Here is a 14797-nt window from a genome sequence, read left to right as displayed (position 1 = left end):
TTCAACGGTGTATCCGGGTTTGGCGAGAATGCGGCCTATCGGCGCTCAGTGGCCCGACTGGCACCTTGATCAATTTAACGATTACCTCTCGGGTCTCCGCCAGTGAGGCAGGAGTAAGCAAGGCTCTCCGCGAAGCGACGGCAGCCCTAGGCCAGTTGACGATGACTGCGCCTGCCAACCTGCCGCCAGGCTCAGCGTAGAGCACGGCAAACGAACGGGCCGGGTCTGAGCCGTCGATCACTATGTACTCGAGTTCGCCATCAGTACGCCCGACAAACTGGATATTCCAGTCGTACTGGTCACTCCAAACGTACTCGACCGGATTATATGCCCTCAGTTGCTCGGGCTGGGTGATGTTGTGGGCGACGCAGCCAGCCTGCTCGACCGCGTTGGTCCAGTGTTCGACCCGGTTCAGACGGCCGCGGCGACTGTGAAGCCAACGCGCGACGTCCCCGACGGCGTGCACGTGCGGCGCGCCGATAGCCCGGCTGTACTCGTCACAAATAAGACCGTCGTCGATCTGCAGACCAGAGTTGCGCAGCCAATCATCATTCGGGATTGCACCGATGCCGACGACGACCGTGGTTGCGGGAAGGACGGTGCCATCGGAGAGCAGGACCTCTAGCTCATCGTCCGCCATCTGAATGTCGGATACTTCCACGCCGAAGCGCGTCTCAACGCCGCGGTCCTGGTGAAGCCGAGCGAAGATCCCCGCAACTTCCGGATTAAGCACACGGCTAAGGGGTACCGGTATCGGATCGACGACGACGACCTTTTCCACCCCCATACCCCGAGCAGTCGCAGCGACCTCAGCGCCGATGAAGCCGGCGCCAATAACGACCAGTTGCCCCCCACGGCGCAGATCTTCACCCAGCGCGATCGCGTCATCCAGGGTGCGGAGCAGATGGACGCCAGGCGGGCGGCCCCAAGGCGACGGCCGCGCACGCGCGCCGGTGGCGATCACGACGTCATCGAAATCAAGTGCGGTGCCGTCAGCGAGAACAACTCTCTTCTCAGCGACGTCAAGATGGGTGGCAGCTCGGCCAAGCTCCAACCGGATCTCAGCGTCGGCGGCGTCCTGCTCGGTGATGAGCGCAATGCTCTCGGCAGTTGCGGTTCCCGCGAGTAATGCCTTGGATAACGGGGGCTTATCGTAGGGAAGGGTCCTTTCCTCGCCAACGAGCACCACCTCCCCTGCGTATCCCGCGATTCGCAGCGCCCGCGCCGTACCGACTCCGCCGACCGAAGAGCCGACAATGACGGTGGTCGGACTCATTCGCCCTCCTCCGCCAGTGCAGAGGGGGGGAGTAGCTATGCGAGCCGGCGTCCACGACACTCTGCCCGCTGCCTACGAGAACAACGTAGCCCTCGTTGAAACCTAGGACGGTCTCCAAGACTGGCATGGCGCTCCGTTCTTTGACCTTCTGCGTAACAAGCGGCACGCTCAATCCTTTCACTATGATCCCGATGCTCGCCGCCCGTTGAGGGATACTAACCACTTGGCCGCGCCGTCTCATACATACTCGTCGCGCGGCCGACCCCGATGGGACTGTGTGCGCCTCCGAGGGCCGCACGACACCGACCGGAGCACCGACGCCATTGAGCAAACAGAGCGACCATTCGCTCTACTGCGGGTCAGCCAGCAGGGGGCCGGGTCGGCACAAATGTTGGCACAGTCACCGGCCGAGCATCGCCCGGTCGAAGCTGCACGGGCGTGCCGATAAGCAGCTCATCGCGATTCACGGCCAGTACGTGGGCAGCCACCAGCAATCCGGGTTGCTCGTCGAGCTCGACGGAGGCGAAAGTGCCGGCCGCTTCACCAGCGCGCGGGATCTCGCCATCGAGCAGCGCCGCGACGCGGCCTAGGCCGCTCACAGGCGTGGGCTCGAGCGGATAAGTGCCGCAGGCAGGGCAATCCGGTCGTGGCGGATGGACCCAGTGCCCGCACCGCTCGCAGCGCAAAATGCGTAGCCACCCATCCCTGCTCGACGCCCAGATGAAGCACGACGTGGGAGTTGACGGGACTGAGGCCCCGACACGCGTCATCGCAACCCTCCGGCCCCAGCCGGTCTGCCCCGGTCGGGGATGTTCGGTGTCGCCGTCGGCGACGAGGATGTGGCCGATCGTCGCCGGTTAGGCTTGAATAAACGGACAGAATACGTGGCCATGACCTCGGCATCAGTCCAATCACGCTGCTCGGGTGAGAAACGGTGGCCCCAGACTTCTCCGTCGATGTCCGGTTCTCGTCCCTCCGTTGGCGATCGCGCGGGCACCAGCCGCATTCGAGGTCGTCAGTTCGTGGATGTCACCCCTTTGAATGATTGGGAGGAATTCCGCGCGCGATCGCCGGTCAACATTGGGAGTCTGCGTTAGCGCCAGAGTGCTACCGGTTCGACAAGGGACGCGTCAACCAAAACGTCGTCCCCCTCAATCTTTGTCGGATACTCGGCGAGCCCTGCCGGAGTTCCGTTAAGGCCATCCCCGGTCTGCAGGTCGAATTCCCACATGTGGGCGCTGCAAGTGAGAACATCACCGTACAGGTCCCCATCGGCCAGCGCTCGTTTTTGGTGCGGGCACGTCCCCTGGAACACCTTCACCTCCCCGGACGCAAACCGTACGGCGATCGCCCTACCGCCGTCGGGGAGCGTGCATTCCTTAATTTCGTCAGCGACGACCTCATGCGCTGAACAGAGCACCTGCCAGGTCATGCGATAAACCCTCCCGACGAAAGAGCTACTTCTTGCCGCCGTACCGTACCTGGAGGCCTCGGTTATGCTTTGCCGCGAGCCGTCTCCACGTGAGCACGTAGGCGTCGATGCGCGAGAGGTTCTCCTTCTCTCCGAACTCGTACCCATCCTCGGAATAGGCGCGCTGAGACCCTTCGTTGGCGCGGACGTCGCTGGCGTTGAAGCCGTCGTACGCGATGTAGGACCACCGAGTGCGGACGTCGTGCTCGACCTTGAGCGCCTCGACCTCCGACGACACCTTCTTCGCCCAAGCGATGATGTAGCGATGGTGGGTCTCGTCGACCGGGACGTACCATTCGTACTGCACGTAGTCGGCAGACGCTGGATCGCCGGGATTTGCGCCCCAAGGGCCGATGCGCAGACCACAAGGCAGTGTCAACGTCGCATCAATGGCCTGGACGCTTAGGCTCCCCTGCTCGGTCATCGGGTTGTACGCCGACCGGACAACCTCAACTTCATCGTCACATTCGATCTTGAACTCGAAAACCGGAATGACGTCCGTGAAAGAATCAGTGAATCCCTTAGGGCCAGGGCCCTCGTGCAGAGTGAACCCCTCGTAGGGATTGTCACTTCTTGGCGTTTCCGCGAACGGCAGGGGCTGCCGCCAATAGTGGATGAGGTCGTCCTCCTTGTGGATGAAGGTGTGATTGAACTCCGAAGCCGAGTCAGCAGCGATTCGCCAGTTAGATGCGACCTCTTCCTGATGGAACGGAACGATATATCTGTCTTCGTCGAGGAAGCCAGGCTGAAGATCGTCCGCCAGAGGCGGCGGCGGGTTCAGATCTCCGACGAAGACGAACAGCATACCCTTGTGCTCCTCGACAGGGTATGAGTGCAGCTTTAGCTTCCCGATCAACTTGCTCTCCGGGTCCGACGGAATCCCGACGAGACTGCCGTCCTTGAAGCTGTAGGTGAAGCCGTGGAACCAGCAGGTAATGGTGTTCTTCGTAAAGCACTCTGGCTTGGCCGAGAACTGGAACCCTCGATGCAAACATTCGTCCCGGACGGCGTAAACGTGGCCGTCCACGCGCTTGAGCAGGATGTCCTCGCCCAGGAGCTTGAGCGTCTTGATCTCAGTCTCCCTGATATCCGAGCTGAACATGGCCGGATACCAGTGATTGCGGAATCCGAGGACGGCGTCCTCATACCTTGCCGGCTCGGGGTGCGCCTGCTCGTGGTTGGCTCCCGCCAGTCCACGAGCACCGGTAGAAACGCTCATCGTGTTGCCTTCCTCTTAGTCTTGAAATTATCGGACAGTAGCACTTTGTTGGACTACGTGGATGAACCGCTCCGGCCAGGCGGTGAGTTCATGCACTCGCGGCGGGCCGCAGTACCTCAGTTTTCGTCCGCGCCGTAGGCATCGATGAAATCGAGGGCAACGCTCGAGAAAATGTCCGGGTACTCGATCATTGCCCAATGGCGACAGTGCGGCATCAGGTATCCTGTCGAGTTCTCCAGTAGCTCCAGGAACTTGTAAGCGTTAGCAATTGGGACGACCTCATCGTCCTTGCCGTTGACCACAAGGGTGCGGGTCTTCACTCTCTTGATTTCGTCGAATGAATATCCGAACCCATTCTCGCGCACCCACCCCATGATGGCAGTATAGGCGGCCTTGGTGTCCGCCTTCACTGAGAGCTCGTAGCGATAGCGGATCTGCTCGTCGCTGGCCACGTAATCGGGGTTGGCTAGCACGGCGATAATCCTCCGCATGCCCTCGAGCGTGAAGTCGTAGTTCATGACCGGTTCGAGCGCGGGGCTCATCTTGGTGTCGCCGGGTACCCCGGCACTGCCCATCAGAACGAGATTCTCGACGAGGTCAGGCCGGCGCATCGCTACGCCCAGCGCAGTTGCCCCGCCCATGGAGTTGCCCACGATGCTGACCCGCTCCAGCCCGAGTTCCTCAATGAATGCAAGGACCTGGGAGTTGCGCGCGTCCTGGCTGTAGGTAAAGGTTCCGGGATCGGGCTTGTCGGTGTGCCCGAAGCCGACCATGTCCATGGCGATGACCCGCTTGCGTTTGCCAAACAGGGGCAGGCAGGTGCTCCAGTTCGAGGAGCTGTCCGCCCCGGCGCCCCCGCCGTGTAGCAGGATGACCGGGTCGCCGGAGCCATCCTCGATGTAGTGCGTTTGAAAGTCACCGGTGGTCACGAATTTACCGCTGGGGGCCGTCATCGTCCTTGCCTTTCTGTTAGAACCGTGGTCTATGGGGTGAGGGAGCTGCAGTGTTACTTTCTCGCATTCGCCACGCGTTGGCGTGGAGAATATGATCCTGTGTTGCTTGGCTGCAGCCGTCGTAGAAGCCGCTCGTCAAAGCACTGCGAGCAGCGGAACTAACCACCTATCGCGTTCAGCCTGTGTATGAGACGGCGCGTTCCAGCTGGCCAAGGCTCCGGGCCCTTGAAGTCCCTTCGGGTGAAATTGCGCCCCTAAGGTGTCCCTCCGCGCACGTTCGCCCGAAGGTCCACTGTGGTCATGCGCAACCCGATCACGGCGCCTTGTGCCAGGAGCTGCAGGGCTGCGATCCCTCTCGCTCTGGCCTGCTGCGCCCGTGCTCCAGCGCAGCCATCTCCCTCGTGCGAACACCCATGGTCGCCTCCACCTACGCGGATGGAACTTCGTCATACAATCCACTTCCTACATGGGTCGTGTGAGGTACGTCAACCTCACATGCGACCGGAATGAGGTTCCGAGAGGCCCCCCGAGGGGCTTGGGCAGCTCGGTCGTGTCTGGTCATGGCCTTGGGGATGGTCGAGGCGCCACTCGTCTGGGTGTAACGGTTTGGCTTACAAAACGGTGGATGCGCGGTTGTCGGCGCCGCTGCCCCGGATCCGGTTGAGGTGGCTGGGACCTCCTGGTCGCCCATAGCGGGCCGGTCCTCAGGCGGTCCCCGGGCACGTTCCGGCGCGACGGAGATAGCGGCCAGCTCGTCAGACGCGGGGACAGTGTTTCTGGCCTCGTCGTGGCTGTTGGGACACGCCACCAGCTGCAGTCCAGGGCTAATGGGGACCAAGAAGTGTTCGGCGGGCGGCGGGCGGCGGGCGGCGGGCGGCGGGCGGCGGGCGGCGCAGCCATCGTTGAGCAGTCGATGTATGTACGCGTGGGGTAGCCCGACGGACTCTCCTTTGGGGCTGTCGCACAGTAGGGTGCTAGCAGGCCCGCCGGCGGGCTCGAGGCTCCGCCGGTGGCCGCCCGCCGGTGTTTGACGGGCAGAGCTACCGGCAGCGGCACGCCGTGGAGTGCGGCATCAACCTGCTCAAACAGCACCGCGCGCTCGCCACTCGGTACCACAAGCTGGCGGTGCGCTACGAGGCCACCGTGCACGTCGCCACGATCAACGTCTGGTTACGCGCGCTTGCCGCCAGGACTTCTTAAACACGTCCTGTACTCCAGCCGCAGTTCGTTAGGTATGTCGTTCGCGGCGTCGGTAGTGGGCTTCGCGGGCGCGGTGTTGGTGGCGGCGTCGCCAGGTCGACCATGTCCGCTGGAGGGTGTGGGTGGGGATGTGGATCAGAGGTGCCAGGAGACGTCGGATCTCGGCGAGGGTGAGCGGGATGAGGCCGCTGCCAGGTCTTTTGGGGCGACGGCCGCGGTGACCGCAAGGTAGGCGTGGGCGAGGAGGGCGAGGGTGGTGTGGCGGTACCAGGCGTCGTAGCGGCGGACCTGGTAGTGGTCGAGTCCGACCTCGTTCTTTGCGGTCTGGAAGCATCAATCCGCTGATCGCCGACGGCCAGATCATCGGCGCCATCGCCCAAGGTCTCGGAATCGCGTTGCTGGAGGAGGCGGCCTTCGACCCGGAGACCGGGCAGCCGATGGCGACGTCGTACCTGGACTACGTGATCCCGTTGTCCGAGGACGTCCCCGACATCACCATCGAGCACCATGTCACTCCGAGCCCGATCATCACCGGCGGGTTCAAGGGCGTGGGCGAGAGCGGTATCCAGCCACCCCCAGCGACGGTCGGGAACGCGGTCGCGAACGCGGTACCCGAGATCGCCGCCGGGCTGACGGCGACCCCGCTGTCGCCGTCGCGGATCTGGACGCTGCTGGAAGACGCCGGGCTAGAAGGCTGACGACGTCGGCGGTCGGCAACACGTCGGCCAGCTGACCTGATGCTCTCTCGGGCGGGATCGCGTTCGATCGAGGAGCACAGCTGCCGAGCTGGGCCCGCGCGGGTCTTGCGCTGTTCGCGTCCGCGAAGCGTGTCTGGCCGTAGCCGTGTTCCCCGGCGGGCACAGGCCCTCAACACTCGGCTGAGCCCAGTTGCGCAAAGGCCGCCAGGACAGGGCGGCACGGTCGTGGTGCCGTGCCGCCCTGCTCGCCGACGGCTCGGGGCCAGCCCGCCGCCGAGCCTCTGTTCGTAACCGGGGAGGCTGGCGGTACCGGCCCGGAGATGTCGGGGTGGTGCTTGTCATCGGATCTGCGGCGTCCGCTGGCCGGGAGCGTGCCTGACGTCGAGTCTGTAGCCGAGGTCGTCGACCGGGGGCATCGCGGCGCGGATCGCGGCGGAGTCCGCGCGCAGCTGTTTCCAGTCGGGTCGTTCGGAGACGTCGACGGTGCTGGCCCGGATCGGGCGCAGCGAGCGATGGATCACCAGCACGGTGCCGCGCTCAAGGGTGCGGATGTCGCCCGGCCGGTAGGTGGGGGTGGTTTCGGTGCCGATCGAGCCGCGGCCGGGGGAGAAGAAGCTGTCGGAGTGGGTCTGGTGGCGGATGCGTTCGTGGTGGCCGGACAGGGTGGAGAGCCATTCGAGGGCGTCGGTGTCCTTGAGCGCGCCCCACACGCTCAGCGTGGTGGTGTTGTCCAGGAGCTGGCGGGCGCGGGGTTCGGTGAAGGTGTCCTCGAGCTGGGCGAGGGACTGCGCGGCCCAGTGGATGACCATTCCGCGGCCGGCGGAGTCGGAGATGATGTCGGGCAGCGACGGGATCGGGGTCGCGGTGGGCAGCTCGTCGAGGACCGCGGTGGCGGGCGGGTCGAGCCGGCGGCTCGGGTATTCCAGGCCCATCTGCTGGGCGGTGGTGAGCCAGTGCTCGGTCAGCGCGGTCAGCAGCGGGATGGCCCGGGCCGCGTGGTGCTGCCCGGCGATGAGGAACAGGCTGCCCTGGTTGCCGATGAACGTCCGCGCGTCGAACCCCTTGCCGGGGTGCGGCGAGCACAGGTCGCGCAGGTGCGGGTCGAGCAGCGGCTCGATGACCCGGCGCACCGACATCCAGACCGCGTCGGCGGTGCGGGCGACCATCCCGATCTCGGAGTGCAGGTTCGCGGCGATCTGCGGGTAATAGGGCTCGAGCAGCGCGACGGGTTCGGTGTCGGCGGGTTTGGCGGTGGCCCACCGGATCAGCGAGTCGACCCCGCGGCCGTTGAGCGCGGCGGCGAGCAGGTAGGCGGCGAGGACGAAGGTGGCGCGTTCGCGGAAGACCCGGTCGTTCCCGGCGCCGCCGCCTCCGCCGGCCTCCACGGCGACGGCGGAGGCCTCGACCATGGTGTGCGCGCGCTGGTAGGCGACCTGGGTGTCGTCGCAGCCGCTGATGGGGGACCAGCGCAGCCGCGCGGGCCAGGTGGTGGTGCCGGTGGCGTCGTAGACCAGGACCGGGCCGGCGAGGACCCGGCGGGTGCGGGCCAGCGCGGCGAACTCGAGCAGGTCGGGTTTCGTCGTCGAGCACAGCAGCGCGCCGGGGGCGTCGATCGCCTTGTGCACCAGGTCGCGGCGGGTCTTGCCGGATTGGGTCGGGGCCAGCGTGCCGGTCGGGTTCTCCAGCGGTGTGCACATCGCCCCGATCGCGCTGCGGTGCAGCGGGGCGGCGACCTCGGCCAGCGGGGCGCGTTTGCGCTCGGACGGCGACAGGCCCGGACGGGTCCACGCGGCTGTCCGGCGCGCGGCCTGCAGCGAGAGCTCGCGGCGGATCTCCGCGCGGGAAGCGTGCCCGGGCCCGGTCGGCCCCCACCGCTTCCACCCGAACCGGATGACGGTCGCCAGGACGGCGGTGGCAAGAACGAGCAGAACTGCGGCGGTGCCCCAGTAGACGCCCGCGTGCCCACTGACCTGGTCGTCCCACGGCGGTCCGGCGGCGCGGCCGGGGTCGGTGGGGTGGGTGAGGATCCGGGCGACCAGCAGCAGCCAGCCGCCGGGGGCGGGCCAGGCGAGGGGGCCGCCGAGCAGGGACGTCGCCACGACCAGCGCGGTGGCGAGGAGCGCGCCCAGCCCGGCGAGCAGGGCGAGGGCGGCCATCCCGAGTCCGGCCAGGGCGAGGTCGCGGTCCGCGGTGGGGGAGCGGTCGCCGCGGGCGCGGGGGCTCATGCGGGAGCCCCGGCGGCGAGGACCGAGCCGGCAGCGGGTTCGCCGACCGGGCCGGCGAGGTGGCGGACGGCGACGACCTGGTCGGCCCATTGCGAGACCGGTTGGAGGATGACGCCGGTGGTGTCGTCGTAGGCGTTCACGATGATTCCGTTCCCGGCGTACATGCCGACGTGTCGAGGGTTGCTGGCGCTGCCGAGCGAGCCCGGGATGAACACCAGGTCGCCGGGGGAGAGCTGCCCGAGGGAGGCGGGGGTGCCGGCGAACTTCTGGTTGACCGTGCCGGCGGGGATCGGCACCCCGGCGGCGGCCCAGGCCGCGGTCATCAACCCGGAGCAGTCGAAAGCGTTGGGGCCCTTGGCGCCCCACACGTAGGGCTTGCCGAGCTGGGCGAGCGCGTAGGACACCGCCGCCCGCTGCTGCGGGTCGGTGGGGAGCTGGAAGCCGGGCGGCAGCGCGGCGGGGTCGACGTCGGTCGGTCCGCCTGGTGGCAGCCCGCCGGCGCCCTGGTCCGGGCACAGCACCGTGGACAGCGAGGCGCGCTGTACCGCCGCGGGGTCGGCGGGGGCCGTCGCGGCCCCGGCCGGGGGACGGGGTTGTCCGGGCCCTGCCAGAACTGGGCGACCAGCGCGGCCGCGGCGGGCTCGGCCGGGGCGTAGCGGTCGGGATAGGCCGAGGCCTGCACCGTCTGCGCGGCCACACCGGCGGGCAGGGTGGCCCAGCCGGGGACGGCGAGGAGCCGGTCGTAGAAGGTGCCGGCCGCGTAGGCGGGGTTGAGGACCTGCGCGACCGAGCCCCAGCCCTGCGACGGGCGCTGCTGGAACAACCCGAGGGAGTCGCGGTCGCCGTAGCGCACGTTGGTGAGCTCGGATTCGACGATGGCGGTGGACATCGCGATCACCGCGGCCCGTTTCGGCAGCCGGCGCTCCACCGCGATCTGCACGACGGTCTGGGCGTTGGTCATCTGCTCGGCCGACCAGGTCCGGGGGCCGACCTGGGCGGTGCCGCCGCCGGGGCCGCCGTCACCGCCGCAGCCCCCGCCGAGCGCGCCGCCGAAGCTCGCGATCACGGTCAAGCCCACGATGGTTGTCGCGACGACCGTTGTCGCGACGACCATAAGCGCGGAACCGCCGAGGAGCCTGCGTGATTTCACCTGCGCTGTCCCTTCGCCCGGTTCAGGCGGGGCCGGGGTGGGCGCGCAGCTGGGCGTTGGTGTCGAAGATCCGCATCTCGGTGCCCGAGAGCACGGTCTGGACCTTGTAGCCGGGGTTGTTCTCGATCTTCCACAGGGCGCGGCCGCGGCGTTCCATCGCCCACCCGCCGGCGACCTCCTGCTCGCGCTCGGTGAGCGCGAGCTCGGTGGCCAGCTCGTCGGCGACCCGGGTGGACTGTCCGAGCAGGATCCGGGTGGAGCACAGCGCGAGGAGGTCCTTGGCGATCGAGACCTCCTGGGAGCCGACCGCGCCGACCGAGAGCAGGTCCGAGGGCTTGTGCATGACCAGCAGCTGGATCTTGCGTTCGGCCCGGGACAGGCGCAGGTCGGAGTCCACGGCGTGCACCGCGCGCAGCCCCAGGCGCATCTGCCGCCACACCTCGTCGCGCACGACGATGCGAATGTCGCCGTCGTCCTGCAGGTCGGTGATCATCGAGGACCAGGAGCCGAGGCAGGTCAGCGCGACGGCGATCGCCTGATCCCCCCGCGAGCGCAGCAGCGACAGGTCCATCGACTGGATCGGGGCGTCGAAGTCGAGGGTGAAGTTGGTGGGCTCGTCGAACAGCCCGGCCAGCGGGCCGACGATCAGGTTGTGCAGGGCGTCGGTGATCAGGCGGGTGTGGTCGAGGAACTCCCGGCGCCCGGCGAAGCGGGCGTCACGCCACAGCGCCTCGTCGGGGTCGGCGAGCTCGCGGGCGACGTCGGGGATGGTCACCGGGCGCAGCCGGGTGTAGCCGTCCCCGGCCCCGACCAGGCGGCGCAGCACGGTGGCGAGCACGAGCTCGTCGGTGACCGTGGGGGAGTAGCCCTGGGTCTCGGCGAGCGCGGCGAGCAGCTTGGTCCAGCGACCGAGCACCCCGGAGAGCTCCTCGCGCTGCCGCGAGACCGACCATCCGTCCCACTTGGACGCGAGCGGGCCCAGGTCCAAGGCGTTGAGCCGGGCCGGGCTGCCCCGGCCGAGCGCGATCGGGGTGATCCCGAGCGCGCGCAGCAGCGGGGTGTACTCGCCCTTGACGTCGCCGGAGATGAGGGTCTTGATCCCGAACAGCATCATCCGCAGCACGAACGCCACCACCGTGGAGGACTTGCCGCGGCCGGGTTCGCCGAAGATGACGATGTTGGGGTTGGTCGCGATGCCGCGCAGCAGCCATTCGATGGGGTGGCAGTAGAACGCGCCGCCGGAGAGGGTGTCGTAGCCCATGCGGGCCCCGACCGCGGGCACCCCGTTCGCGGCGAGCAGCGGGAACACCCCGCCGATCTCCGAGGTCGCGGCCTGGTAGACCGGAACCCGGGCAGCGGCCTCGACCGGCGCCCATCCCCGCCCCGGGTCACCGTGCCCGCGGCGTGGGGCCAGCGGCCGGTTGATCCGCCCGTCGGGTTCGCCGCCGTGCTCGCCCGGAGCCGGAGCCGCGGCGGGGGCCGGGGCAGCGCCGAACGTGGTGAGCAGCTCCCCGGCCGAGCGGTGTCCGTTGGTCCGCCGTCCGCGGCGGTGGGAGGTGAGCGAGCCCATCAGTCCAGCGCTCCTCTCAGGCGGGGCAGCCCGATCCCGACCGGCAGGGCGGCGGAGACGAACGCGGCGTCCTGGGCGAGTTCCAGGCGCAGCAGCCGGAACCGGCCCGAGGCGTCGTTCTCCAGCCTCGCGGCGTGGTCCTCGAGGTTCCAGCCGGCCGGGACGGTGACCGAGGCGGCCACGGTGAACCGGACCATCGAGTGCCCGGCGGCCACCGCGGACTCCTGGGCCCGGGCGCCGCCGGCCTTGCGTTCGTCGGCCGCGGTGGTGTTGAACCCCTTCGTCGCCTTGTAGTCGGTCATGACGTTGTTGCGGAACCGCCCGGCCTGCACCGCGCGGTTCGCCGCGCGCTGCGACATGACCTCGTAGTGGATCGCGACCGTGCGCCGCTCCCCGGCGGTGCGGACCGCGAGCAGCGGGCCCAGGGAGCCGAACACCGTTCCGGCCTCGGGCATCAGCACGCTGTAGGCGACCGAGGAGAACCCGTCGTGGTGATAGGCCCGGGCGGCCGGGGTCGGGGCCAGGGTCGGGCCGGCGGCGGCCATCGGGAGCCCGGACTCCCCATCCGGGTCCGGGTGGGTGAGGTGGGCGGAGGTGAGCCCGGCCGCGGCGGCGGGGTTGAACCCGGTGCGGATGGCCTCGGCCAGCGCGGCGGAGGTCAGCCAGGACACCGTCCGCACGCCCAGGGCCTTGAGCTGGTCGTCGATGCCGTCAAGCACCCGGTAGAGCGCATACGCGCGCCCGGCGACACCGCCCCCGGCGGCCTGCGCGGGGCGGCGCAGCGCGGCCTCGGTCCCGGACACCGTCACGAACAGCTCGGTGCGCACCGAGACCGAACCGATGGTGTGGTCGAGCTCGTCGGTCGCGGCGCGGGCCAGATGCGGGGCGCCGGGGTGCTCGTGCGCGGCCCGCCAGACGTCGTACTCGGTGCCGTCGTCGGGGACGGTGCGGACCAGCAGCGACATCCGGTCGACGACGTCGCGGTGCCCGATCGCGATGAGCAGGTTCCCCAGCCGGGCGGCGAGGCGTTCGCACTCGGCGTCGGACAGCATCCCGACCCCGGTGTGGGTCAGCCGGGCGGTGGCGCCCCAGCGGGCATCGGCGGTGTCGTGGATCAGGCAGACCCGGCCCTGGTCGCGGAACGGCGGGCCGTCGGGGAACCCGACCCGGGCCAGGACACCGGGCAGGTCGGGTTCGTGGGCGGGGCCGGGCACACCGGCCGCGGCCTTGGACTGCCAGACAGACCAGCGCATCAGCACTCCGAGCTGGAAGAGGAGGAGGTCACCGAGCCAGCGCAGCGCGGAGCGGCCCCGCACCGGGACCACCACCAGCGCAATCGCCAACCCGTCGGTCAACAGCAGGGTGAACGCCTGCGACCAGCGGCCGACCGACATCGCCAGCAGCACCGGCGCGGCCAGCCCGAGACAGGCCGCCGCCTGCAACGGGGTCAACCCGAGCACCCACCCGGCGCGTTCACGGGTGTTGAGCCCCCGATAGATACGCGGACCGGTCGCCTGGTTCGCCGCGTTCACGGGATCACCGCCTCACTCGCTCCGCCGGCCGCCGTACCGCCGGACCCACCACCGCCGCCCGGAGAAGGCGCCTGGGCAGAGACGTGGGAGTCGGCCTGATCTGGCGGGGGTGTCTCGTTGTACGGGGCGGCCGTCCCGCCGCCGGCATGATCTGTTTCCGACGGGGCCGGGGCAGGGGAACCCGAACCACCCCCGCCGTCACCCCCGCCGAGCGGGGACTGATCCGATCCCCGGGCAGCGCGGCCGCGCCGCCGTCGCCGCCACCGGATCCGCCGCCCGGCGAGGCGGACTGCCCCAAACCCGAGGACCCGGAGCTACGCCCGCCGCCACCGCCGTAGCCGGCGCCGATCCCGCTGGCGTCCATTTGGGAGTTCGCGTAGCCGCTGGAGAAACTCGCCGCAGCTCCCACGGCCGCACCCACGGCGGCCACCCCGCCCGCGAGCGCGCCACCGGCGGCGGCCCCGCCACCGGCCGCGCCGGAGCCACCGGCCCCACTGCCGCCCGCCGCAGCGCCCCCACCGCCTCCGCCACCGCCGCCGCCGCCTCCGGAGGCGGCATCGAACCGGGCGGTGTTGGTCTCCTCGGCGCCGCCGCCACTGCTGCCGCCCGCGCCAGCGCCACGGCTGGACGAAGAACCCAGCGACAGCGCGGAGCGTGCGGTCGCCCCGGACGCGGTGCCCGGTTCGACGAACGCGAGCAGTCGGTAGAGCGCCATCGGGCAGAACAGCGCAACCAGCAAGACCCCGGTGCCGACCATGAGCCCGCCAAGCCCGGTCGGCGCGGCCAGCATGTTGACCCCGATGACCAGCACCAGCGCGAGCGCCGGCTTCATCAGGACCGCGGCCATGATCCAGCGCAGCGACTTCCAGAACCACGCGGCCGTGGTGTTGGTCATCAGCCCGGCCGCAGTGATCGGGACAGTCGCGATCAGTACCAGGATCACCGCCTGGCGGAACACCATCTGCAGCAGGAAACCCAACGCGGCCGGGATGACCCCGAACAGCGCGACCAGCCCGAGCACCACCGACCGGGCGGTCTCATCGACCGTGGCGCCCAGATCGGGGTTGTCGACGAAGCTCCCGCCGAGCTTCTGCGAGTCCAGGACCGAGCGGAAACTGTCCGCCTTGAGCCCTTCGTTCAGCAGCAGCGTGGTCAGGCCTTCCGCCGCGCCGAGCAGCGTCGCGACCGCACCGATGGTGATCGCGGTCGCGAGCGCGTAGGCGACCGGGCCGGACACCGCGCGCCAGAACCCGTGCCCGCCGCGCAACACCGTGGTGGTGAGCTGCCAGAAGAACAGCCCGAGCGCCACCACCAGGGAGATCCACCTCAGCGTGGGCCAGATCCCGAACAGCGGCGAGTCGGTCGGGATCTTCCCCTCCGCGGTGGCCACACCGGATCCGTCGCCGAACCGGAGAAGCGAGTCGACCAGCTCGAACGCGGTGCGCAGCAGCCACAGCGCGGCCGCCCAGATCGCCTTCATGATCTTGTCGATCATCGAGGCAG

At 68.8% G+C, this 14797-nt stretch carries 12 protein-coding genes and 2 pseudogenes; 2 read left to right on the top strand and 12 right to left on the bottom strand.

Features of this window, described 5'->3' with window-relative positions:
• Nucleotide 1: 1 nt before the first annotated feature.
• The 5 genes and pseudogenes from WBK50_RS34405 to WBK50_RS34390 all read right to left on the bottom strand — a co-directional run bounded on the left by WBK50_RS34405 (nucleotide 2) and on the right by WBK50_RS34390 (nucleotide 4895).
• Nucleotides 2-1276: an NAD(P)/FAD-dependent oxidoreductase gene (locus WBK50_RS34405; protein ID WP_341339925.1), complete on the bottom strand. Its 1275-nt coding sequence runs from the start codon at nucleotides 1274-1276 to the stop codon at nucleotides 2-4.
• 635 nt (nucleotides 1277-1911) lie between these two features.
• A pseudogene (locus tag WBK50_RS35570) lies at nucleotides 1912-2046 on the bottom strand (zinc ribbon domain-containing protein); the annotation flags it as partial.
• Between the two features lie 323 nt (nucleotides 2047-2369).
• The gene (locus tag WBK50_RS34400; RefSeq protein ID WP_341339924.1) at nucleotides 2370-2708 is read right to left on the bottom strand and encodes a Rieske 2Fe-2S domain-containing protein; all 339 of its coding nucleotides are present in this window, start codon (nucleotides 2706-2708) and stop codon (nucleotides 2370-2372) included.
• 25 nt (nucleotides 2709-2733) lie between these two features.
• A complete protein-coding gene (locus WBK50_RS34395) occupies nucleotides 2734-3966 on the bottom strand; it encodes a Rieske 2Fe-2S domain-containing protein (protein WP_341339923.1) in 1233 nt (410 codons plus the stop codon).
• A gap of 116 nt (nucleotides 3967-4082) precedes the next feature.
• A complete protein-coding gene (locus WBK50_RS34390) occupies nucleotides 4083-4895 on the bottom strand; it encodes an alpha/beta fold hydrolase (RefSeq protein WP_341339922.1) in 813 nt (270 codons plus the stop codon).
• Between the two features lie 1047 nt (nucleotides 4896-5942).
• Between WBK50_RS34390 and WBK50_RS34385 the strand changes: the two genes are divergently transcribed.
• On the top strand, nucleotides 5943-6119 hold the full coding sequence (locus WBK50_RS34385; protein WP_445942426.1) for a hypothetical protein: 177 nt from the start codon (nucleotides 5943-5945) through the stop codon (nucleotides 6117-6119).
• A gap of 28 nt (nucleotides 6120-6147) precedes the next feature.
• Here WBK50_RS34385 and WBK50_RS35565 read toward each other — a convergent pair.
• Nucleotides 6148-6449, bottom strand: a pseudogene (locus tag WBK50_RS35565) (IS701 family transposase); the annotation flags it as partial.
• Between WBK50_RS35565 and WBK50_RS34375 the strand changes: the two are divergent.
• Entirely contained in the window at nucleotides 6437-6817 is a 381-nt protein-coding gene (locus tag WBK50_RS34375; protein ID WP_445942425.1) for a molybdopterin cofactor-binding domain-containing protein, read from the top strand. The pseudogene WBK50_RS35565 and the gene WBK50_RS34375 sit on opposite strands and share 13 nt — an antisense overlap.
• 338 nt (nucleotides 6818-7155) lie before the next feature.
• Here the strand turns inward: WBK50_RS34375 and WBK50_RS34370 are convergent, their stop codons facing one another.
• From WBK50_RS34370 to WBK50_RS34345, 6 genes are all read right to left on the bottom strand, one after another.
• A complete protein-coding gene (locus WBK50_RS34370) occupies nucleotides 7156-9042 on the bottom strand; it encodes a type IV secretory system conjugative DNA transfer family protein (protein ID WP_341339921.1) in 1887 nt (628 codons plus the stop codon).
• On the bottom strand, nucleotides 9039-9365 hold the full coding sequence (locus tag WBK50_RS34365) for a C40 family peptidase (protein WP_341339920.1): 327 nt from the start codon (nucleotides 9363-9365) through the stop codon (nucleotides 9039-9041). The genes WBK50_RS34370 and WBK50_RS34365 overlap by 4 nt, the downstream gene beginning before the upstream one ends.
• Entirely contained in the window at nucleotides 9365-10114 is a 750-nt protein-coding gene (locus WBK50_RS34360; protein WP_341339919.1) for a hypothetical protein, read from the bottom strand. Before WBK50_RS34360 ends, WBK50_RS34365 begins: the two co-directional genes overlap by 1 nt.
• A 100-nt stretch (nucleotides 10115-10214) precedes the next feature.
• Nucleotides 10215-11762: an ATP-binding protein gene (locus tag WBK50_RS34355; RefSeq protein WP_341339918.1), complete on the bottom strand. Its 1548-nt coding sequence runs from the start codon at nucleotides 11760-11762 to the stop codon at nucleotides 10215-10217.
• Nucleotides 11762-13294, bottom strand: a complete 1533-nt coding sequence (locus WBK50_RS34350) for an SCO6880 family protein (RefSeq protein WP_341339917.1) — start codon at nucleotides 13292-13294, stop codon at nucleotides 11762-11764. The genes WBK50_RS34355 and WBK50_RS34350 overlap by 1 nt, the downstream gene beginning before the upstream one ends.
• Nucleotides 13295-13298: 4 nt before the next feature.
• Complete coding sequence (locus tag WBK50_RS34345) at nucleotides 13299-14789, bottom strand: hypothetical protein (protein ID WP_341339916.1); 1491 nt, start codon at nucleotides 14787-14789, stop codon at nucleotides 13299-13301.
• Nucleotides 14790-14797 lie beyond the last annotated feature (8 nt).

Source organism: Pseudonocardia sp. T1-2H (assembly GCF_038039215.1).
Classification (GTDB): domain Bacteria; phylum Actinomycetota; class Actinomycetes; order Mycobacteriales; family Pseudonocardiaceae; genus Pseudonocardia.
Note: the sequence above shows the minus strand (reverse complement) of the source record. Positions and strands in the feature narration are given on the sequence as shown.